The following is a 20,304-nucleotide window of genomic DNA, read 5'->3' on the forward strand; positions in this document are numbered from 1 at the left end:
TTTCAAGGAGATCCTTTTTGAACGTCGACAGCACTGTCCTGCAAGCGTCGGCCGTCGTGGCCGGCTACGGCGGCAAGACCATCCTGCACGGCCTCGACCTGCACATCCGCGCCGGCGAAATCTATGCCCTGCTGGGCGCGAACGGCGCCGGCAAGACGACTACCCTGAGCCTGTTCCTCGGCTTCGTGACTCCCGGCGCCGGCCGGGTGCAGGTGCTCGGCGTCGACCCGGTCGCGCATCCGGACACGGTCCGGCGCCAGATCGCCTACATCCCGGAGAACGTGGCCTTGTACGAGCACCTGAGCGCGCGCGAGAACGTCGCCTATCTGCTCGGCCTGGCCGGACAGCAGCCTGACGCGGACGACCGTCTCATCGACGAGTCGCTGGCCGCGGCCGGGCTGGATGGCGCGGCCTTCGACCGCAGGGTAGCGGGATTCTCGAAGGGCATGCGCCAGAAGGTGGCGATCGGGCTGGCGCTGGCGCGTAAAGTGCCGGTACTGCTGCTGGACGAGCCAACCTCCGGTCTCGATCCGCAGGCGACCGTCGAGTTCAACCGCCTGCTGGGAGTGCTGCGGAGCCAGGGCGTGGCGATCCTGATGGTCACCCACGATCTGCTCAGCGCCGCCGACGTGGCCGACCGCATCGGTTTTCTGGATGCCGGCCGGCTGCTCGAAGAGGTGGCTGCCGACGGCGCCGACCGTTTCGACGTGCGCGCCCTGCATCGCCGCTATGGAGGCCAGGCCGCATGAGCGTTGCATTCCGCATCGCGCGCGATGAATGGCGCTACCTGTTCCGCGATCGTGCCGCCGTCTTCAGCCTGCTGCTGCTGACTGTGCTGACGCTGCTGGCGTCGTTCAACGCCTGGGAACATCAGCGTCATGCCAACGCGGAGCGCGCCCGCTATCAGACCGAGGCGAACCAGGAGTTTGCCGCCCAGCCCGACCGGCATCCGCACCGCGTGGTGCACTACGGGCACTTCCTGTTCCGCCCCCTGAATCCTCTGGCGGCTTTCGACCCGGGCATCGACGGGTTCACCGGCCACACCCTGTATCTGGAAGGGCACCGTCAGAACAGCGCCAACTTCGGCGACGTGCGCCAGCATTCGCTCCTGCTGCGCTTCGGCCAGCTGACCCCTGCTTTCGTGCTGCAGGTGCTGGCGCCGCTGCTGCTGGTCTTCTTCGGTCACGCCGGCGTGGCCCGCGAGCGCGAGTCCGGCACGCTGCGCGTGCTGCTCGCGCAAGGGGTGCGCAGCCGCGAACTGGTGCTCGGCAAGCTGCTGGCCCTGGCCGGGTTCGCAGCACTGGCGCTCGCGCCGCCGGTCCTGGCCCTGGCCGGGTTCGCCGTCAGCAGCCAGGCGCCCTGGCAGCCGGCGCTGGTCCTGGCGGCAGGCTACGCAGCCTGGCTGCTCCTGTGGTGCCTGGTCGTGGCGCTGGTGTCGACCCTGGCGCGGCGAGGTCGCGACGCGCTGCTGGTATTGCTGACCGCCTGGGCGGTGGCGGTGATCATGGTGCCGCGCTGGGCGCCGGACATGGCCAACGCCGCGGTGGCATTGCCGAGCCGCTTCGAGGACAACATCCGGGTTCAACGCGACTATCTCGCACTGGGCGACGCGCACAATCCGGACGATCCGAAGTTCGGCGCCTTCCGCAAGCAGCTCCTGGCCCGCTACGGCGTGACGCGCGTCGAAGATTTGCCGGTCAATTACAAGGGGGTGATCGCCATGGAAAGCGAGCGCATGTCGAGCGAACTGTTCAACCGCTACGCGGACGCCGCATTCGAACGCCAGGAACGCCAGAACGCGGTGGTCGACGCCTTCAGCTGGATCAGTCCGACACTGGCGCTGCGCCGGCTGTCGATGGCTTCCGCGGGCACCGACCTGGCGGCCTACCGCCGCTTCCTGGAACAGGGCGAGCGCTATCGCTACGACCTGGTGCAGGGGCTGAACCGGATCCAGGCCGAGTCCCTGCGCTACGAAGACGATACCAACCCAGACAAGGAGAACCGTGTGGCGCGCACGCACTGGCAAGCTTTCCCTCCCTTCCATTACACGCCAGCCCCGCTGGCCGACTCGCTGCGACGCGCGGCCTACCCCGGCGTGGTGCTCCTGCTATGGCTGGCCGCCACCGGCGCACTATGCTGGTTCGCCGCCGGCCGGCTCGGAAGGAGCATGCGATGAACCAGCTGCGTTTCGAATTGCGCCTGATCCTGCGTTCGCGCCTGATGACGGCGGCCCTGCTGCTCCTGCTCCTGCTGTCCTCGCTGGCGGTGTGGTCCGGCCTGCACGAGGTCGAGCGCCAGCGCGAGACCATCTCCCGCATCGGGCCGCTCAACGAGCAGGACGTGGCTGCGGTCGCGCAACGCCAGGCCGGCAGCAAGGAGGGCGGGGGACCGGCCTACTACACCTTCTACGCCACCTGGGACCCGCCTTCCGACGCCGCCTTCCTGGCGCTCGGCCTGCGCGACGTCGCCCCGTATGTGCTGCGCGTCCGGGCCCTCGGCCTGCAGGCCCAGCTCTACGAAGGCGAGACCATCAATCCGGAGCTGGCGCTGGCCGGCCGCTTCGACCTGGCATTCGTGCTGATCTACCTGATGCCCTTGTTCGTCATCGCGCTGCTGCACGATCTGGTCTCGGGCGAGCGCCAGGCCGGCCGCCTGCGCATGCTGCAGGCGATCCCGCACGGCGGCGCGCTCTGGCGCAGGCGCGTCGCGCTGCGCTGCGCACTCGTGTTCGCATGCCTCGCACTGCCGGTTTGCGCGGGAGCGGCAGTGGCCGGCATGGGTGGCGCCGACCTGCTTCTGGTGCTGCTGGTGGCCGCCGCCTATCTGGCCTTCTGGGCCGGCGTGGCGCTGCTGGTCGCTGCGCGCGGCCGCCGTTCGGTCGCCAATGCGACCGCGCTGATGGGTATCTGGGCAGTGCTGACCCTGGTGCTGCCGTCTCTGGCGAACGTGGCCCTGATGCGCGCCTTCCCGGTCCACCAGGGCGTGGACCTGATGCTGGCGCAGCGCGAAGCCGTGCACGGCGCCTGGGAGGTGCCGCGCGAGGAAACCATGCGCAAGTTCTTCGCCGGGCATCCTGAATGGAGCGATACGGCGCCGCTGCCGTCGACCTTCCACTGGAAATGGTACTTCGCTTTCCACCAGCTGGGCGACGAGAAGGTGGCGCCGCAGGTGCTCGCCTACCGCGAGGGTCTGCAGGAACGGCAGAAATGGACCGAGCGTCTCGGCTGGCTGCTCCCCGGCGTCGGCACCCAGGCCATCCTGCACCGCATGGCCGGCACCGACCTGCCGGCGCAGCTGGCCTACCAGGACCGCATCACCGGTTTCCACCGCCGGATCCGCGAGTTCTATTACGGCTACCTGTTCCGCGACCGGCCTTTCGGCAAGGATGACTTCGCAAAACGGCCGATGTACGAGGCGCAGCCCACGCAGGGCCCGGCCCAGGCGGGCGTGCTGGCCGCGCTGTGCTTGCTGGGCGCGCTGGCGCTGGCGTCAGGGCTCGGCCGGCTGCGGCGCTTGTCGTAGCACGAGAACGGGCCTGGCGGTCCTGTCGGGCCGGACCGTTCGTACTGGAGTCGCACGCACTGGCCCTGCATGGCGTGTGCAGGGGGGGGCGTCGCCTGGCAAACTGGTGGCCGCCCTTCAGCGCATTCCCTGCAGTATCACCGGACGGCCGGCGCCGGCGCGGAAATGCCGCACGTCGAAAAAACCGGTGCGTTCCATGGATGAGATGTCGGTTGCCAGTGGCATCTCGTTTTTTTTATAATGAAAAGTCATTATCGTTAAGTCATCATCATCGCTGCGGCTTGGCTGCAGGACATCGATGCCACTCACTCTCAGTCAAGGATTTGTTTTGTTCAAGGTAATTGCAGGTCTCGCCGTCGTGTCGATGTCGTCATTGTGGACAGGGGAAGCGGGCGCCGCCGCGGCGCCGGAAGTGCTGTTTCCGGCGCCGGCCTGGCATGGCGCCAGCGAAAAGCACATCGCGCCGCCTGGCGAGCGCTGGATCACGCCGGCCGAAAAATCCGGTTTCGTCAATTCACCGTCCTATACCGAGACCGTCGCTTTCCTGGCGTCGATCGCCGCGGCGTCCGACCTGGTCACGCTGCATACCTTCGGCAAGAGCTACCAGGGGCGGGACCTGGTCTACGCGCTGGCGCGCAAGCCTGGTCCGCCGCGGCCCGTGGTGCTGGTGCAGGCCGGCATCCATGCCGGCGAAATCGACGGCAAGGACGCCGGGCTGATGCTCCTGCGCGACATCGCCTTGCGCGGCCGGGCCGACCTGCTCGATCGCGTCGACCTGGTGTTCGTTCCGATCCTGAACGTCGACGGTCACGAACATGCGGACCTGCTGGGACGTCCCGGCCAGCGCGGCCCCGGGCGCAAGGGGGCGCGCAGCAACGCCCAGGGCCTGGACCTGAACCGGGATTATGCGCGCCTGCAGTCGCCCGAAATCGCCGCCGTGGTGCAGCTGCTGCGGCGCTTCGACCCCGCCCTGTACATCGACGTCCATGTCAGCGACGGGCCGGATTACCAGTACGACGTGACCTATACCTTCGCGGGGTGGGGCACGTTCGCGCGCTCGCCCGCGACGGCCGGCTGGCTGATGGGCGAATACAGCGCCGACGTGAATCGCGCCCTGGCGGCGGCGGGGCACCTGCCCGACGTTTATCCGAGCTGGATCAATGAAAGCGCCCCATGGCAGGGGCTGCGCACCAGTGCCGAAGGGCCGCGCTACTCGACCGGCTACGGCGACTTCACCGGCGTCCCGACGGTGCTGGTGGAAAACCACAGGATGAAGCCCTACCGCCAGCGCGTGCTCGGCACCTATGTGCTGCTGGCGCAGTCGCTGGACACCGTCGGGCGTGCGCACGAGCGGATCGCGCAGGCGAAGTCGGCGGACCGGTCGGCGCGTCCGGCCACGCTGATGGTGAAGTGGGAGCGCGACAGCAATCCTTCGGCCACGAAGATGTTCAAGGGGTATCGCTACGAATCCTACCGCTCGCCCGCGTCGGGAACCCGTGAGCTGCGCTGGACCGGCGAGGCGCAGGACATGGCCTTGCCGGTATTCGGCGTCACGTCCACGCGCGAAGTCGCCATCCCCCGCGCCTGGTGGATCGCGCCGCAGCACCGCGACCTGATCGCCGCGCTGCGCGCCCATGGCATCCGGATGGACGTGCTGGACGATGCGCGCACGATGCAGCTCGAGGTGGTGCGGGCCGCCTCGGGCAAGGCCGGCGAGAAGCTCGAACGCACGCGGCGAAGCGTGGCGCTCCCTGCCGGAAGCGTACGCATTCCCGCCGACCAGCCCTTCCACCTGCTGGCGGCCGCGCTGCTCGATCCCGAAAGCGACGACTCGTTCCACGCGCACGGCCTGTTCGCCCAGGCATTGCCTGCGGAAACCGGGCTGCCGCGCCATCTGCTGGCGCCGCTCGCGGACAAGCTGCTGGCGCACGACGCGGACTTGAGAACAGCGTTCGAGCAGGCCATCGCCGCGGATCCCGCACTTGCCGCCGATCCGCAGGCGCGCCTGCGCTGGATCTTCGCGCGCTCGCCCTTCGACGAGCGCGCCCGCTGGACCTATCCCGTGTACGCCGAGCGCGACTGAAAGCACGCCTCGATTATTCATCCTGCAACGACATCGACCATGACCAAACCGGCACCCACTCCAATCGCGCTCGCCGCGATGCTCACCATCCTGTCCTGCGCCGCCGAGAGCCGCGCCCAGGACGCCACATCCGACAGCGCGACCGTGCGCGTGGAAGGGCAGCGCCAGAACTACCGCAGCCTGTCCGTCACCGGCGCGACCAAGACCGACGCGCTGTTGATCGACCTGCCGCAGAGCGTGCGCGTGCTGACCGCCGACCTGCTGTCGGATGCGGGCGTGCGCACCCTCTCCGGCGCGCTCGACCTGACCAGCGGCATCTCGCGCCAGAGCAACCTGGGCGGCCTGTGGGACAGCTACGCCATGCGCGGATTCACCGGCGACCCGAACTTCGGCTCCGACTACATGGTCAACGGCTTCAACTCGAGCCGCGGCTACAACGGCGTGCGCGGCAGCGCCAACACCGACAGCATCGAGGTGCTCAAGGGGCCGGCGTCGGCGCTGTACGGACGCGGCGAGCCGGGCGGCACCGTGAACATCGTCACCAAGAAGCCGCGCTTCACGCCGGGCTACGAGGCCGACCTCTCGGCCGGCAGCTTCGACACCTACCGCGCCGCCGTCGATCTTACCGGTCCGCTGAGCGACAACGTGGCCTACCGCCTCAATGCCGCCCACGAGAAGGGCGACAGCTTCCGCGACGTGATCACCGTCGAGCGCACGCTGCTGGCGCCGTCGTTCATCTGGCTGATCGGCGACGCCACCACGCTGTCCTACGAGATCGAAGCCTCGGAGCAGAAGACGCCGTTCGACCGCGGCATCCCGGCCATCGACGGGGTGCTGGGACGGGTGCCGGTGTCGCGCTTCCTGGGCGAGCCGGGCGACGGCGAGATCACCGTCAAGTCGGTCGGCCAGCAGCTGTTCCTGCGCCACGAGTTCGACGCCGGCTGGTCGCTGCAGGCCGGGCTGTCCTACCGCGACAGTTCGCTGAGCGGCTTCTCCAGCGAAGTCAACAACATCCTCGCCGACGGCCGCACCGCGCGCCGCCAGCACCGCTACCGCGACTGGGCCGCCACCGACGCCTCGGGCCGGGTCGAGATCGTCGGCAAGCTGCGCACGGGTACGCTGGCCCACCACGTGCTGGCCGGCGCGGACTTCTATCGCTTCAACGACGCCCGCATCCTGCTGCGCCGCAATCCTTCGGCAGGCAACGGCTACCTGATCGACGTCTTCAACCCGGTCTACGGCGGCACTGCCGATCCGCTGGCGCTGTCGACGTCGACCAGGGAAAGGCAGCGCGCGCGCGGCCTCTACGTCCAGGACCAGATCGACCTGTCGGCGCGCTGGAAGGCGCTGGTCGGCCTGCGCCACGACAGCTATGAGCAGACGGTCGAGAACCGGCGCACCGCGCTGTCGAACAGCCAGTCGCTGTCCGAGACCAGCCCGCGCATCGGCATCGTGTACCAGCCCATGCCGAACCTGGCCCTGTATGCGAATGCCGCGCGCGGCTTCCGGCCGAACAGCGGCATCAGCCTGGAAAACACCGCGTTTCCGGCCGAGCGCAGCCGTTCCTACGAAGTGGGTGTGAAGGTCGACAGCGCGGGAGGAAGGCTGAGCAGCACGGTGGCGTTGTACAAGATCGACAAGACCAACGTCCTGACCACCAACCCCGTCAACACCGATTACTCGATCTCGGCGGGCGAGGTGGGCAGCAAGGGGCTGGAGGTCGACGTGTCGGGCGAGATCGTCGCGAACCTGCGCCTGTCGGCGGCGTACGCCTATACCGACGCCACCGTGACCAAGGGCGACAACACGATCGTCACCGGCAGCCGCTTCCCCAACGTCCCGCGCCAGAGCGCGAATGTCATCCTGACCCGCCGCTTCGCCCTCGGCGGGGGCATGGCCACCCTGGGCGGCGGCCTGAACCATGTCGGCGAGCGCCTCGGCAACGTCGCCGCGTCCAGCAAGTTCACGCTGCCGTCCTATACGACCGCCAGGCTGATCGCTTCGTATGCGCCGAATGCGAAGGTGCGCATTTCGCTGAACATCGACAACCTGTTCGACAAGACCTACTACGCCAGCTCGTACAGCGAGGTCTGGGTCAATCCGGGAACGGAGCGCGTGGCGACGCTCGGTCTGCACTACAAGTTCTGACCCTGGAAGGCATTGCCGGCAGCGCCTGCTGGCGGTGATGTCTTCCACCAGACGACATCCGCCGATTTTTCTTGATAATGATTTCTCATTACTAGATAATGCGCGGAAATTATTTTTTCGAAAGAAAACAATGAATCCACGCTTCACCCTCCGTCCTGTCCCGCGCGGCAGCCGCGCACTGCGCCATTCGGCCCTGGCCTTGCTGGTGGCCGGCGCGCCGCCTGCCGCCTGGGCGCAGGAGTCGCTGCCCCAGGTGGTGGTCAGCGCCAGCGCGCAGGAGCCGTATGCGCCGGACAGCGCCACGGTGGGCGGCAAGGCGCCGCTGCGCCTGATCGACATCCCGCAGTCGGTGACGGTGTTCACCGAGCAGCGCATCCGCGACCAGAACCTGTTCACCCTGGGCGACCTGATGCAGCAGGCGCCGGGCGTGAGCGTGCTGCCCTACGACGGCGCGAATCCCGACTTTCGAGCGCGCGGCTACAGCCTCGAGCAGTCCTACGACGGCATCCCCGCGGCCAGCCCGGGCAGCGGCACCCAGGAATTCGAGCTCGCCATCTACGAACGGATCGAACTGCTGCGCGGTCCCGCCGGCATCACCCAGGGCGCCGGACAACCGGGCGGCGTGATCAACTTCGTGCGCAAGCGCGGCTTGCGCGAGTCGCGCCTGTCGGCCGCCGTGAGCGCCGGCTCCTACGACAACCGCCGCGTCGAGATCGACGCCGGCGGGCCGCTGAACGCGGACGGCACCGTGCGCGGGCGCGCGGTCGCCACCCATCAGGACCGCGACTACTTCCACGACGTCACCAACGACCGCAAGTGGCTCGGCTACCTGGCGCTGGACGCCGACATCGCCGCCTCGACCGTGCTGTCGCTGGCCTTCGCGCGCCAGGTCGACGACCTGCATTCCGGGTCGATGGGGCTGCCGGCCTACCTGGACGGGCGCTTCCTCGAGGTCGATCGCTCGACCCACGTGTTCCCGTCCTGGAACCGCCTGTTCTGGGCCACCAACGAGAGCAGCGCGGAAGTCGCGCAGCGGCTCGGCGAAGGCTGGGAAGTGCGCGCGCGCGCGGTGCACCGCACCGTCGACAAGTTCTACAAGGACGGCTACCCCAGCACCGGGGTGAACCGCGCCACCATGACAGCGACTTATGCGCGGCGCGCGGCGGCGCTGGACTTCCAGCGCACCGGCGCCGACCTGTACGCGGCCGGCCCGTTCAGCCTGCTCGGCCGCACCCATCACCTGGTGCTCGGCTACAACTGGGAACGGCGCCTCGCCAGCAACCGCAACGTCACCTATGCCGCGGTGCCGAACGTGAACATCTTGCGGCCCGACAGCGTTCCGGAGCCCGCCGGCGACTACGCGCGCGGCAACGACAGCCTGGTCACACAGGGCGGCCTGTACTCGCAGGCGCGGCTGTCGCTGGCCGAACCCCTCACACTGGCGCTGGGCGCGCGCGTGACGCGCTACCGCAGCGAGAGCCGCGCGATCGCGCCGTCTCCGCTGACGCCGTTCGTGACCGGCGCCAGGGAACGCGGCGAGGTCACGCCCTCGGCGGCGCTGCTGTGGCGCCTGGCGCCCAGCCTGAACACCTACGTCAGCTATGCCGACATCTTCTTCCCGCAGGCGCTGTTCGACGCCTCGGGACGGGTGCTCGATCCGCGCGTGGGCAAGCAGGTGGAGCTGGGCGCCAAGGGCGTTTTCCTGGATGGCCGCCTGAACGCCTCCGCCGCCGTGTTCCGCAGCCAGGACCGCAACCGCGCCCTGTACACCGGCGTGGGCGACATCTACACCGCGGCCGGCACGGTCGAGGTGCGCGGCGCGGAGTTCGAGGTCGGCGGTCGTCCGCTGCCCGAGCTGAACCTGTCCGCCGGCTATACCTGGCTGAGCACCGAGTACGGCGTGCACCCGACCCTGGAGGGCAGCCAGTGGTCGACATTCGAACCGAAGCACAGCCTCAAGCTGTATGCGCGCTGGCAGCCGGCCTGGATGCGCGGCGTATTCCTGGGCGGCGGCGTCACCGCCAACAGCAGGCTGCTGGGCAGCGGCGTGGCGGGCGTGCGCGAGCAGGGCGGCTACGCGGTCGCGAACGCCCAGGCCGGCTACACCTTCGCCAACGGCGTTACCCTGAGCCTGGCGGTGAACAACCTGTTCGACCGGACCTACTGGGCGCGCGTGGGCGGGCTGAACACCTACAACATCTACGGCGATCCGCGCAGCGTGCTGCTGAGCGCGCGCTGGAGCCGCTGATGGAGGCGCCGGCTTCGGCCGCCGTGCTGCGCCAGATCGTGCGCCAGCAATGGCTGATCCTGCTGCGCGAACGGCGCCTGCGCATCCTCGGCGTGCTGGTGCTGGCGATCACCGCGATCGCCCTGGTGGCCGCCGCCATCGACGCGCGCCGGGCGCAGCAGGCGCGTGCCCACGATGCCCATGTCGAGGCCGAGGTGTGGGAGGCGCAGGGCGCGGCCAACCCGCACGGCGCCGCGCACTTCGGGCGCTATGTGTACAAGCCGGTGCAGGCCTTGTCGGCGCTCGACCCGGGCTTGCAGGCGCACCTGGGCGGCACCCTCAAGCTCGAAGGCCACGTGCAGAACACCAGCCGCTTCAAGGGCACCGACGGCGGCGCGGCGCTGAGCCGCTTCGGCGGATTCAGCCCGGCGTTCGCGATGCAGGTGCTGGTGCCGCTCCTGATCGTGTTCGCCGCCTTCGGCGCCTTCTCGGGCGAACGTGCGCGCAACCTGATGTGGCAGGAGATCGGGGCCGGGGCCAGTCCCTGGCAGCTGCTGTGCGGACGCTTCCTCGCGTTCGCCGGCGCGTTGCTGGGGGTGCTGGTCCTGGCCGGCATGCTGGCCGCGCTGCTCGGCATGCCGGCGTGGAGCGCGCATTACTTCGGCGCGCTGGGACTGATGCTGTGCGCCTACGCCCTGTACTGGCTGGCCGTGCTCGGCATCGTGCTGGCCATCACGGCGCTGACGGCCAGCGCGCGCGCCGCGCTGCTCGCAGGACTGGGATTCTGGGTGCTCAGCGCGATGCTGGCCCCGATGCTCGCGCCGATGCTGGCGGAGCGCCGCTATCCGACGCCGACGGCGACCCAGTTCCATGCGCGTGTGGTGGACGAGATCATGAAGGGGCCGGACGGGCACAATCCGCGCGACGCGCGTTTCGCCGCATTCCAGGAAGCCACGCTCAAACAATACAAGGTGAGCCGGATCGAAGACCTGCCGATCAACTACAGCGGCCTGTTGTTCGAATACGGCGAGAAGACCACCGCCGACATCTACAACCGCCACTTCGACCGCCTGTACGCCGACTACGACGCCCAGGCCGCATACAGCCTGATGGCGAGCGTGGTCTCGCCCTTGATGGCGCTGCGGCCGCTGTCGTCGGCGCTGGCCCAGTCCGACCTGCCGGCGCACCGCCATTTCCTGGCCCAGGCGGAACGCTACCGCTACGAACTGGTGCAGACGCTGAACCGCGACATCAAGTTCAACCGCAAGCCGGAGATGCGCGAGTACGCCGCCGACGTCGCCGCGGTCACGCGCGGCGTGCGCTTCGAACCGCGGCCCTTGACGCTGGCCGAGGTCCTGCCGCGCACGGCCGCGCCGTTCGCCTGGCTGCTGGCCTGGCTGGCCGCGGCGCTGGCGCTGATGCGGTTTGCCGCCTGGCGGCTGGAGGGCAGGGCATGAACGCCGCCACCATCATCTTCCGCACCGAGATGCTGCGCATGGCGCGCGGACGCTGGCTGCTGCCGCTGTGGTTCGCCTTCCTTGCGCTGTGCGGCTACGCGGCATCGGAGGGCGCCGCCTGGAGCAAGCAGAGAGACGCCGCCCTGGCCGCGATCCAGGACGAGGAACGCGAGGTGCACCGGATGCGCCGCGACCAGATCGTCAACGAGCTGACGCCCGAAAACAAGGCGCGCTACGGCGGCGCCATCTACGCCACCGCGATGTCCTTCCGCGCCACCTTGCCGCAGGGCGAGCTGCCGGGCCTGACCGCGGGCCAGGCCGAAGGGTACCCGATGGCGGCGAAGATCTTCCCTTTCGTGGCCAGCAATACCATCTTCGACGAGTACATGGCGGGGATGGAGAATCCCGCGGTGCTGGCGGCCGGACGCTTCGACCTGGCCTTCGTGCTGGTGTGGCTGTTGCCGCTGCTGGTCATGGCCGGCAGCTTCGAGCTGTGGTCGTACGAGCGCGAGCGCGGCATGGAGCCCTGGCTCCTGGCCCAGCCGGTGGCGCCGGCGCGCTACCTGCTGGCCAAGGCCGCGGCGCGCGCGCTGCTGCTGGTGGGTCCTGCGGTGCTGGCGCTGGTGGTGGCGCTCCGCTCTACCTCCGCGGCGGGGCCGGCGGCGCTGCTGCAGGCGGCCCTGCTGAGCGCCCTGTACGGCCTGTTCTGGCTCGGCTTCGCAGCCCTCGTCAATCTGTTCGCGCGCAATGCGGCGCAAGCCGCGCTGGGCTGCGTTGCTGGATGGCTGGCCCTGGTGGTGCTGGCGCCGGCGCTGGCGCTCGGGGTGGCCGACCTGTACGCGCCGCCGTCCAGCCCCGCCGAGCGCACCAACGCCCTGCGCGCAATGGCGATGCAGGCGCGCGCCGAGGTGCGCCAGAGGGCGGACGCCGCCGCGCCCGAGCGCGTGCCAGCGCCCAACATCCCCGACAGCCTGCGCAAGCGGGCGGTGGAAGTCGAGCGCGGCGAACAGCTGATCCAGGCCGCCGTGCGGCCCTACCGCGCCCAGGACCAACGCCGGCTGCGCTGGATGGAGCGGCTGCGGGCCGTCTCCCCGGCGATCGCCTTCCAGGACGCGCTGGAGCGCCTGGCAGGGGCCGATGCCGGCCGCGCGCTGCGCTTCCAGGAGCAGGCGCATGACTTCCTGCTCGGCGTGCGCCGGCTGACGCAGCGCTACCTGGCACACGACCGGCTGCTCACCGCCGCCGACTACGACCACGGCATGCCGCGCTTCGTCTACCGCGAAGCGCCGCCGGGTGCGCGGCTCGGCGCGCTGGCCGTCGACGCCGGCGTGATGGCGCTGTTCCTGCTGGCGCTGGCGGCAGTGGGCGTGCGACGCCTGCGCCGCCAGGCCTTCCACATCGATTGAGGCATCCCATGCTACGAACCCAAGCACTGAGCAAGACCTTCGGCGCCCATCGCGCCCTCGACAGCCTCGACCTCGACATCGCGCCGGGCGAAATCTTCTGCATGCTGGGCGCGAACGGCGCCGGCAAGACCACCACCATCAAGCTGCTGCTGGGCTTCCTGAAGCCGACCTCGGGCCAGGCCCTGGTCGACGGGATCGACGTGCAGGCTGATCCGGCGGCGGCGCGCCGGCGCCTGCTCTACCTGCCCGAGCAGGTGGCGCTGTACGGAGAGCTGAGCGGACTCGAAAACCTGCGCTACTTCGCCGGCCTGGCCGGGGTGCCCGACTGTACGCCGCAGCGCCTGCGCGGCTGGCTGGAGGCGGCCGGGGTGCCGCCGGCGGCGGTCGACCGCCGCGCCGGCGGCTATTCAAAGGGGATGCGCCAGAAAGTGGCGATCGCATTGGCGATCGCGCGCTCGGCGCGCGGCCTGCTGCTGGATGAGCCGACTTCCGGGCTCGATCCGGCGGCCAGCGCCGAGTTCCATCGCCTGCTGCTGGGACAGCGCGACGCCGGGGCCGCGGTCCTGATGGCCACCCACGACCTGTTCCGGGCGCGCGAAGTGGCAAGCACCATCGGCATCATGCGCGACGGGCGCCTGCTGCGCAGCTTCAAGGCGCAGGAGCTGAGCGCGCGCGAACTGGAGCAGCTGTACCTGGACGAGATGTCGGCCGTGGCCGGCGTCTAGCCGGCCGCTTCGGGCAGGGGCGCGCGTGCTGAAGCGTACGCCGGTGACGGTCCTGGCCGGGCCGCTTGGCAGCGGCAAGACGACGCTGCTCAACGGATTGCTCAAAGAACGCCTGTTCGCAGGCACCATCGTGGTGCTGAGCGAACGCGGCGCCGTGAATCCTGCGCATGTGCCGGTGGCGCACGCTGGAGCGGGACGCCTACCGGCAACAGGCGGATCCAGTTTCCTCCGCATGATCGTCGACCCGCCGTACAGAAACGTCTCCACCAGCGGCGAGATGCGGGCAACGCGCGAATTCGCCGAAGGACCGCGCCTGGACACCGTGCACCTGAGCCTGCGCGGGCGCGACCGCCAGCGCCGCTACGACGGTTAGCAGGTGCTCGACCTGGGCCCGACCACGATCGGCGCATCCTACGACGCGCCTGCGCCTGCCTTCGTCTCCGGCGGGCGGACACGCGACCGCACGCGCCGGAGGTCTGCGCGTGGCCGGGATCGCGGCCAGGGTTGTCTCAGCTGGTCGGCAGCCCGATTCGCTCGACGGCCAGGAAGCAGGGAGTATGATTCCACCGGAGCTTCGCCGGGGGCTCTACCGGTGGCGCCCAGGCGCTTGATTCGAAGGCTTGCGCGACGTTGCGGGTCCCCAGCCTCGGCGCTTCAATCGTGCGCTCGCCACACACCCGTACACTGTGCTCGACAATTCCTTGGAGAGCCGCATGTACCCCGAACTGCTTCGCCTGCTGACCTGCAACGACCTCGAGCCCGAGGAACCGGAAGAACTGACCCGGCAGATCCTGGCCGCGCCCGACGATCCCGAATACGCGTGGGCGCAGGGCGACGCATCCATCGCCATGGCCTGCGAACTGCAGGACATCATGGGCGAGTTCGCGGCCACCAGCGACAAGATCGACGAGGCGCACGAACAGATCCAGGACATGTTCGACGACGACTTTCCGGGCTTCCCGCACGAGATGTTCGACCACGCCCACCGCATCGACGGCAACGTGTATTTCAAGTGGCTGAACGGCGAGCTGGCCGAGCGCGCCGTCGAGGAAGGCGGCTATGAGGCCGTCATGTTCGACACCGGCGCCGACGACCGCTTCACCATCTTCGTCGTCTATCGCAAGGACGTGGCCCGCATCCTGGAGCTCGCACGCGCGCTCGGCCTGCGGATGTCGTCCACCACGGCCGAAGCGTAACCTTCGTTCGCCTGGACCAGAGCGTGGCACTCTTGCCCTCGGACGCGCCCTTGCGATCGAGGGTCACTGTGGTCAGGTGCGGGCCGCGCGCACCTGCTCGGGCGGATCACGCACAGGCCCGACGTATTGCGCGGGCATGGTGCACACCTTCTGATGAAGCGGTGACGATGGTCCGGAACATGGCTTTGCCGGTAAGGAAAAGTACATTCCTGCAAATGCATATATAATCGGCGCTTGCAGCAACGACCGCGCACCATGCCTCCCGATCCTTCTTCCCACGACGTCCGTTCCGCCTTCCACCGCGAGTTCGTCTCGCCCGAGCTGTGGCGGACCCGCATCGTCGTGGTCAGCACCGCCGCGCTGGCCGGCCTGGTCGTGGTCGGCTTCACCTGGCTGGCCGAAAGCGCGTTCGGACTGTTCGAGCGCATTACCGGCCTGGCGTGGTGGCTGCCGCTGCTGTGGACCCCGCTGTGCTGCGGCGGCATCGTCTGGATCACCCGCCGCTACGCGCGCGGGGCGGGCGGTTCCGGCATCCCGCAGGTGATGGCGGCGCTCGACCCTATGCTGTCGGGCGGACGCCGGCCCCGGCTCGTGTCCCTGCGACTGAGCCTGGCGAAGATCGGGCTGACCTCGGCCGGGCTGCTGGGCGGCCTCTCGCTCGGCCGCGAAGGGCCGTCGGTGCAGATCGCGGCGGGCGTGATGCTCACCGCGCGCCGCTGGCTGCCGAAGGGCAGCGGCGTCAGCGCCCATTCGCTGCTGGTGGCCGGCGGCGCGGCCGGCATCGCGGCGGCCTTCAATACGCCGCTGGCGGGCATCATGTTCGCCATCGAGGAGCTGTCGCGCACGCCCGAGCAGCGCAACAGCGGCCTGATCGTCGCGGGCATCGTGCTGGCCGGCCTGATCGCGGTCTCGGTATACGGCAACGGCACCCATTTCGGCGTGATCCATCCGGGGCCGATCGGCCTGGCCCTGCTCGGCCCCGGCCTGCTGGTGGCGCTCGCGAGCGGCTGCGCGGGCGGCCTGTTCGCGCGCCTGCTGCTCACCTCCCTGCGCGGCGTTTCCCCGGATTGGCCGAGCCGGATGCGCGCCCGCTATCCGGTGCGCTTCGCGGTCGGATGCGGCCTGGCTGTGGCGGCGCTCGGGGCGCTCAGCGGCGGCGCCACCTACGGCAGCGGCAACGAGACCACGCGCGGCCTGCTGGAAAACGAGGCCGCGATTCCGGGCGCCTTCGTGCTGTTCAAGTTCGCCGCGACCTGGCTGACCGCCTGGTCCGGCGTGCCGGCCGGGATCTTCGCGCCCTCGCTGTCGATCGGCGCCGGTCTCGGCCACGACATCGCACTGCTCACCGGCTATCCGCACGGTCCCGCGCTGATCGCGCTGGGCATGGTGGGATTCCTCGCCGCCGCGACCCAGGCGCCGCTGACCGCCTTCATCATCGTGATGGAGATGGTGGATGGGCACAGCATGGTCCTGAGCCTGATGGCCTGCGCGGTGGTCGCCAGCACCGTCTCGCGCGTGCTCAGTCCACCGTTGTACGGCGCGCTGGCGGCGATCCAGCTGCCGCCGCGGCCGCCGCGTCCTTGAATCTTCAGCCGAGCAGGGGCAGGGCGTGCCGGCGCACTCCGGTCGCCTGCGCCAGCGCATTCACCAGCGCCGCCGCCATCGGCCCCTGCGCCGCTTCCGCCACTCCGAGGAAGGGCGCGCCAGGCTGGTCGATCAAGTCGACCTCGATCCGTTCCGGCACGCTTGAAAAGCGCAGGATCGGGTAGCTGCTCCAGTCGATGCTGGTGACGCCGTCCACCCCGAAGCGCAGCTGCTCCCGTAGGGTCCAGCTGGCCGACTGGATGATCGCGCCTTCGAGCTGGTTGCGGGCGCCGTCCGGGTTCACCACCTGGCCGCAGTCGGCGGCGCAGGCCACGCGCAGGATGCGCATGCTCCTGCGGTCGGGGTCGTACGCGATCTCGACCGCGATCGCGACAAAGGCCATCAGGTTCTTGTACTGGCCGAAGCCGAAGCCGCGTCCGTGGTGGCGCGCGGGCGTGGCCTGCGGGCGCCAGCCGAACATCGCGGCGGCGCGCGCGATCACGGCGCGGGCGCGCGGCTGATTTTCCAGGTGGTCCAGGCGGAAGCGCACTGGGTCGGCGCCGGCCAGGGCCGCCAGCTGGTCCACGGTGCTGTCGATCGTCGCGATGTTCAGGTGCGCGCCGAGCGAGCGCATGGCCGAGGTGCGCAGCGGCGTCACCGGCAGGAAGTGGTTGACCACGCGCGCGTTCGGGATCTCGTACAGCGGCAGCGCGTTGCGGTCGCCGCCGCCTTCCGGCTGCGGCATCGGCAGCGAGGGCGTGGGCCGGATCGGCCGGGCGAGCAGCCAGGCGGGGACCAGCTTGCCGGCATTGCCGGGACGTTCGTTGTGCGAGCCGCTCCACAGCGCATAGTCCCACTGGTCGATGCGGCCGCGCGCATCCAACGAGGCGCGCACCGTGGTCACCATCGCCGGCGCGAACGGCTCCCACAGGTTTTCCTGGTCGCGCATCAGCTGTACCCGCACCGGCTTGCCCGGCACGGCGCAGGCCAGCAGGGCGGCGTCGGCGGCGACGTCGTCGGCGCCGTTCTGGCCGTAGCAGCCGGAACCCTCGGTGTGGATGCAGCGCACCTTTTCAAGCGGCATGCCGCTGAGTTCCGCCAGTGCCGCGCGCAGCGGATACACGCCCTGGGTGTGGGTCCAGACCGTCAGCACGCCATCCTCGAGCTGGGCCACCGCGCACGACGGGCCGATCGACCCGTGCAGCACGTACTGCTTGGTAAAGCGCTGTTCGACGACGGGCCCGCGCGGCCGCCCGATCCGGCCGCGTTCGAGGACCACGATGTCCTGCGCGGGCAGGCCCTCCAGGGTCGCGTGGATCGTCTCCGGCGTCGGCAGTGGCGCGCCGCCTTCCCAGCGCGCATTGAGAGCGAGCGCATTCATGGCGGTGATGGCGCGCCGTTCGTCGTCCGCCAGCACCGCGAGATAGCTGCCGTCGCGGTGCACCTTGCGCACGCCGGGCAGTGCGGCGACCGACGCCAGGTCGGCGTGGACCAGGCGCGCGCCCGGACGCGGCGGGCGCACCACGCGCGCATGCAGCATGCCGGACAGGCGCATGTCCTGCACATAGGCCGCGCCGCCCGTCACCTTGGCCGGGATGTCGAGGCGCGCGACCGGCTTGCCGATCAGGCGATAGCGCGCCGGATCGCGCAGCGGCGACGCGGTCTTCGCCATGCGGTGCAGGCCGGCGCGATCGAGTCCACGCAGCGCCTCGCCGTAATGCATGCTGCGGCCATCGGCGGCCACGACGCGGCCCCGGCGCAGGGCAACTTGCGCGTCGTCCAGCTTCCACTGGCGCGCGGCGCCGTGGCGCAGCAGCGCCGCCACCTGGGCCGACGCGTGCAGCAGCGCCGTGCCGCTGTCGGCGATGGTGTGGCTGCCCGCGGTAAAACCTTCGTTCGGCGCGAGGCCGGTATCGCCGCCAACGAAGCGGATTTCGCCGGGCGCCAGTTCGAGCTGTTCGAGCGCGATCTGGACCAGGGCGGTGCGCACGCCGGTGCCGAGTTCCACCTTGCCGCTGCAGACGGTCACCCGGCCGTCCGGGGCCACGCGGATCCAGGCGTCGAGGAAGGGCGTGCGCTGCAGGCTGCCCGCCAGGCGCGGATCGGCGACCGGCGGCACGCCCATGGCGTTGAACTCGGCGCGCGCGGCCGGCAGCAGCGAGAAGCCCAGCACCAGCGCGCCGCCCTTCAAGACGGCGCGGCGTCCATCGTTCAGGCGGCTCATGCGGCGCCCCCAGTGGCGGCGTCGCGCACGGCGGCGAGGATGCGGTGGTGGGTGCCGCAGCGGCACAGGTTGGGCTCCAGGTGGGCCAGGATCTGCGCGTCGGTCGGATGCGGGATGCGATCGAGCAGCGACTGGGCGCGCATGATCATGCCGGCGATGCAGTAGCCGCACTGCGCCGCCTGGTGCTCCATGAAAGCCGCCTGCAGCCGGCCCGGCTTGGCGGCGGTGCCGAGTCCCTCCACGGTGCGCACCGCGCGTCCTTCCAGCGCGCCCAGCGGCGTCAGGCAGGAAAACGCAGGCTTGCCGTCGACGATCACGGTGCAGGCGCCGCACTGGCCCAGGCCGCAGCCGTACTTGGCGCCGTTCAGGCGCAGTTCGTTGCGCAGCACGTAGAGCAGGGGCGTGGCGGGATCGCTCGCAAGGGCGTGCGGGCGGCCGTTGATGGTGACGCGGGTCGTCATGGCTAATTCTCCTTGCGCAGCTTGGCGCTGGTGGCGGCGACGCCGCGCCACGCTTCCCTGGCGGCGACGCCGGTGCGGATGTAAGCGGCCAGCTGGGCGACCTGCTCGTCGCTCAGCGTGTCCGCGAAGGGCGGCATGTAAACGGGGAGCCGTGCTTCCACGGGATGCCGCGCAGGACGGTCTGGACGAACTTCATCGGACTAGCGCCCTGCACGGCGCTGCTGCGCGCCAGGCTCGGGCGTCCGCCCAGGCGCATCATCGGCGCCGGTTCGGCGTGGCAAGCGGCGCAGGCCGCGGCGAACAGGGCCTGGCCGGGCAAGACCGCGGGGGCCTGCCTGGCCGCCACCGGCTCGACGGCCGGCGCGTCCTGGATCGACATCAGGTAGGTGGCGATCGCCTCGACGTCTGCGCGCGGCACCTCGGCCAGGCGCTCGGTGACCGGGCGCATCGGCCCCTTGGCGGCGCCGTGCGCCGGCGACAGACCGCCGCGCAGGTAGTCGACCAGGTCGGCGTGGCGCCACGCATTCGCGGCCAGCGCGGTGAGATCGGGCGCATCCCAGCCGTCGATGCTTCCGCCCTTGAACGGCGGCCGGCGCTCGCCGCCGATCGGATTCAGGCCGCTGTGGCAGGACGCGCAGTGGCCGAGCGTGTCGACCAGGTAGCGGCCGCGCGCGAGCGGCGTCGGCTGGCTGGCCGGGATCGCGGAGGTACCCGGTTCCAGGTAGAGCATGTTCCAGAACGCGAGCAGGGGCCGGAAGTTCAGCGGGAACATCAGCTCGTTCTCGGGCGGCCTCGCCTTCACCGGGGTGCGCGACATCAGGTACTGCCAGGCCAGGTCGATGTCGCGGTCCGACATGCGGGTGTAGTGGATGTAGGGGAAAGTGGGATACAGCAGGTGGGCGTCGCGCGATACGCCCTCGCGCATGGCGCGCCGGAAGGCCTGCGCCGACCAGCGCCCGATGCCGGTGTCCGGGTCGGGGGTGATGTTGGTGCTGTAGATGGTGCCGAAGGGCGTGCGCAAGGGGAAGCCGCCGGCGTAGGCCGGGCCCTTGCCGGCCGTGTGGCAGACCATGCAATCGCCCAGCGCAACCACGCGCGCGCCCGCGGCCAGGATGGCGTCGGAGGGCGCAGGCGGCGGCGCCGTTGTCAGGGCCAGGGGCGCGGGCCGCAGCCAGGCATACAGGGCCCGCAGCAGGACCGCGCCGGCGGCGAATGCGGCGGCGCCGGCCAGGCGCAGGAGGGAACGGGTGGTCATGGCGTTCGGGTCCTCG

At 70.1% G+C, this 20,304-nt stretch carries 15 protein-coding genes and 1 pseudogene; 12 read left to right on the forward strand and 4 right to left on the reverse strand.

The features are described 5' to 3' along the window. The first annotated feature begins 17 nt into the window (after window positions 1-17). From LQ564_RS08545 to LQ564_RS08555, 3 genes are read left to right on the forward strand one after another with little or no spacing between them, the layout of a single operon-like run. Window positions 18-749 carry an ABC transporter ATP-binding protein gene (locus LQ564_RS08545; protein WP_231057680.1) on the forward strand — a complete coding sequence of 244 codons (732 nt, stop codon included), beginning with the start codon at window positions 18-20 and terminating at the stop codon, window positions 747-749. Continuing rightward, a complete protein-coding gene (locus tag LQ564_RS08550; RefSeq protein ID WP_231057681.1) occupies window positions 746-2,176 on the forward strand; it encodes an ABC transporter permease in 1,431 nt (476 codons plus the stop codon). Before LQ564_RS08545 ends, LQ564_RS08550 begins: the two co-directional genes overlap by 4 nt. After that, a complete protein-coding gene (locus LQ564_RS08555; protein WP_231057682.1) occupies window positions 2,173-3,522 on the forward strand; it encodes a DUF3526 domain-containing protein in 1,350 nt (449 codons plus the stop codon). Before LQ564_RS08550 ends, LQ564_RS08555 begins: the two co-directional genes overlap by 4 nt. 117 nt (window positions 3,523-3,639) lie before the next feature. Here LQ564_RS08555 and LQ564_RS08560 read toward each other — a convergent pair whose 3' ends face one another. Continuing rightward, window positions 3,640-3,831 carry a hypothetical protein gene (locus LQ564_RS08560; RefSeq protein WP_231057683.1) on the reverse strand — a complete coding sequence of 64 codons (192 nt, stop codon included), beginning with the start codon at window positions 3,829-3,831 and terminating at the stop codon, window positions 3,640-3,642. Window positions 3,832-3,850: 19 nt separating this feature from the next. Between LQ564_RS08560 and LQ564_RS08565 the strand changes: the two genes are divergently transcribed. From LQ564_RS08565 to LQ564_RS08605, 9 genes are all read left to right on the forward strand, one after another. Beyond that, window positions 3,851-5,605, forward strand: a complete 1,755-nt coding sequence (locus LQ564_RS08565; protein ID WP_231057684.1) for a M14 family metallopeptidase — start codon at window positions 3,851-3,853, stop codon at window positions 5,603-5,605. Window positions 5,606-5,644: 39 nt separating this feature from the next. After that, entirely contained in the window at window positions 5,645-7,753 is a 2,109-nt protein-coding gene (locus LQ564_RS08570) for a TonB-dependent siderophore receptor (protein WP_231057685.1), read from the forward strand. Between the two features lie 130 nt (window positions 7,754-7,883). Continuing rightward, window positions 7,884-10,001: a TonB-dependent siderophore receptor gene (locus LQ564_RS08575; protein WP_231057686.1), complete on the forward strand. Its 2,118-nt coding sequence runs from the start codon at window positions 7,884-7,886 to the stop codon at window positions 9,999-10,001. Further along, a complete protein-coding gene (locus LQ564_RS08580) occupies window positions 10,001-11,437 on the forward strand; it encodes a DUF3526 domain-containing protein (protein ID WP_231057687.1) in 1,437 nt (478 codons plus the stop codon). Before LQ564_RS08575 ends, LQ564_RS08580 begins: the two co-directional genes overlap by 1 nt. Continuing rightward, complete coding sequence (locus LQ564_RS08585; RefSeq protein ID WP_231057688.1) at window positions 11,434-12,843, forward strand: DUF3526 domain-containing protein; 1,410 nt, start codon at window positions 11,434-11,436, stop codon at window positions 12,841-12,843. The genes LQ564_RS08580 and LQ564_RS08585 overlap by 4 nt, the downstream gene beginning before the upstream one ends. 8 nt (window positions 12,844-12,851) lie before the next feature. Beyond that, complete coding sequence (locus LQ564_RS08590) at window positions 12,852-13,568, forward strand: ABC transporter ATP-binding protein (RefSeq protein ID WP_231057689.1); 717 nt, start codon at window positions 12,852-12,854, stop codon at window positions 13,566-13,568. A gap of 25 nt (window positions 13,569-13,593) precedes the next feature. Then, complete coding sequence (locus LQ564_RS08595; protein WP_231057690.1) at window positions 13,594-13,941, forward strand: GTP-binding protein; 348 nt, start codon at window positions 13,594-13,596, stop codon at window positions 13,939-13,941. Between the two features lie 340 nt (window positions 13,942-14,281). Beyond that, complete coding sequence (locus tag LQ564_RS08600) at window positions 14,282-14,764, forward strand: hypothetical protein (protein WP_231057691.1); 483 nt, start codon at window positions 14,282-14,284, stop codon at window positions 14,762-14,764. A gap of 255 nt (window positions 14,765-15,019) precedes the next feature. Continuing rightward, the gene (locus tag LQ564_RS08605) at window positions 15,020-16,348 is read left to right on the forward strand and encodes a chloride channel protein (protein WP_231057692.1); all 1,329 of its coding nucleotides are present in this window, start codon (window positions 15,020-15,022) and stop codon (window positions 16,346-16,348) included. Between the two features lie 4 nt (window positions 16,349-16,352). On the opposite strand, the gene LQ564_RS08610 is transcribed toward LQ564_RS08605, so the two are convergent. The 3 genes and pseudogenes from LQ564_RS08610 to LQ564_RS08625 all read right to left on the reverse strand — a co-directional run bounded on the left by LQ564_RS08610 (window position 16,353) and on the right by LQ564_RS08625 (window position 20,288). Next, on the reverse strand, window positions 16,353-18,572 hold the full coding sequence (locus LQ564_RS08610; protein WP_231057693.1) for a xanthine dehydrogenase family protein molybdopterin-binding subunit: 2,220 nt from the start codon (window positions 18,570-18,572) through the stop codon (window positions 16,353-16,355). After that, window positions 18,569-19,033: a (2Fe-2S)-binding protein gene (locus tag LQ564_RS08615; RefSeq protein ID WP_231057694.1), complete on the reverse strand. Its 465-nt coding sequence runs from the start codon at window positions 19,031-19,033 to the stop codon at window positions 18,569-18,571. Before LQ564_RS08615 ends, LQ564_RS08610 begins: the two co-directional genes overlap by 4 nt. Before the next feature lie 2 nt (window positions 19,034-19,035). Then, window positions 19,036-20,288: pseudogene (locus tag LQ564_RS08625) on the reverse strand (c-type cytochrome). Between the last annotated feature and the right edge of the window lie 16 nt (window positions 20,289-20,304).

The sequence above is a fragment of the Massilia phyllostachyos genome, from assembly GCF_021044825.1.
GTDB lineage: Bacteria > Pseudomonadota > Gammaproteobacteria > Burkholderiales > Burkholderiaceae_D > Telluria > Telluria phyllostachyos.

Excerpts from the sequence above, each read along its gene's own strand:
- LQ564_RS08610 (WP_231057693.1), bottom strand. The coding sequence starts at position 18,572 with ATGAGCCGCCTGAACGATGGACGCCGCGCCGTCTTGAAGGGCGGCGCG.
- LQ564_RS08615 (WP_231057694.1), bottom strand. The coding sequence starts at position 19,033 with ATGACGACCCGCGTCACCATCAACGGCCGCCCGCACGCCCTTGCGAGC.
- LQ564_RS08550 (WP_231057681.1), top strand. The coding sequence starts at position 746 with ATGAGCGTTGCATTCCGCATCGCGCGCGATGAATGGCGCTACCTGTTC.
- LQ564_RS08590 (WP_231057689.1), top strand. The coding sequence starts at position 12,852 with ATGCTACGAACCCAAGCACTGAGCAAGACCTTCGGCGCCCATCGCGCC.
- LQ564_RS08585 (WP_231057688.1), top strand. The coding sequence starts at position 11,434 with ATGAACGCCGCCACCATCATCTTCCGCACCGAGATGCTGCGCATGGCG.
- LQ564_RS08575 (WP_231057686.1), top strand. The coding sequence starts at position 7,884 with ATGAATCCACGCTTCACCCTCCGTCCTGTCCCGCGCGGCAGCCGCGCA.
- LQ564_RS08570 (WP_231057685.1), top strand. The coding sequence starts at position 5,645 with ATGACCAAACCGGCACCCACTCCAATCGCGCTCGCCGCGATGCTCACC.
- LQ564_RS08580 (WP_231057687.1), top strand. The coding sequence starts at position 10,001 with ATGGAGGCGCCGGCTTCGGCCGCCGTGCTGCGCCAGATCGTGCGCCAG.
- LQ564_RS08555 (WP_231057682.1), top strand. The coding sequence starts at position 2,173 with ATGAACCAGCTGCGTTTCGAATTGCGCCTGATCCTGCGTTCGCGCCTG.
- LQ564_RS08600 (WP_231057691.1), top strand. The coding sequence starts at position 14,282 with ATGTACCCCGAACTGCTTCGCCTGCTGACCTGCAACGACCTCGAGCCC.
- LQ564_RS08605 (WP_231057692.1), top strand. The coding sequence starts at position 15,020 with ATGCCTCCCGATCCTTCTTCCCACGACGTCCGTTCCGCCTTCCACCGC.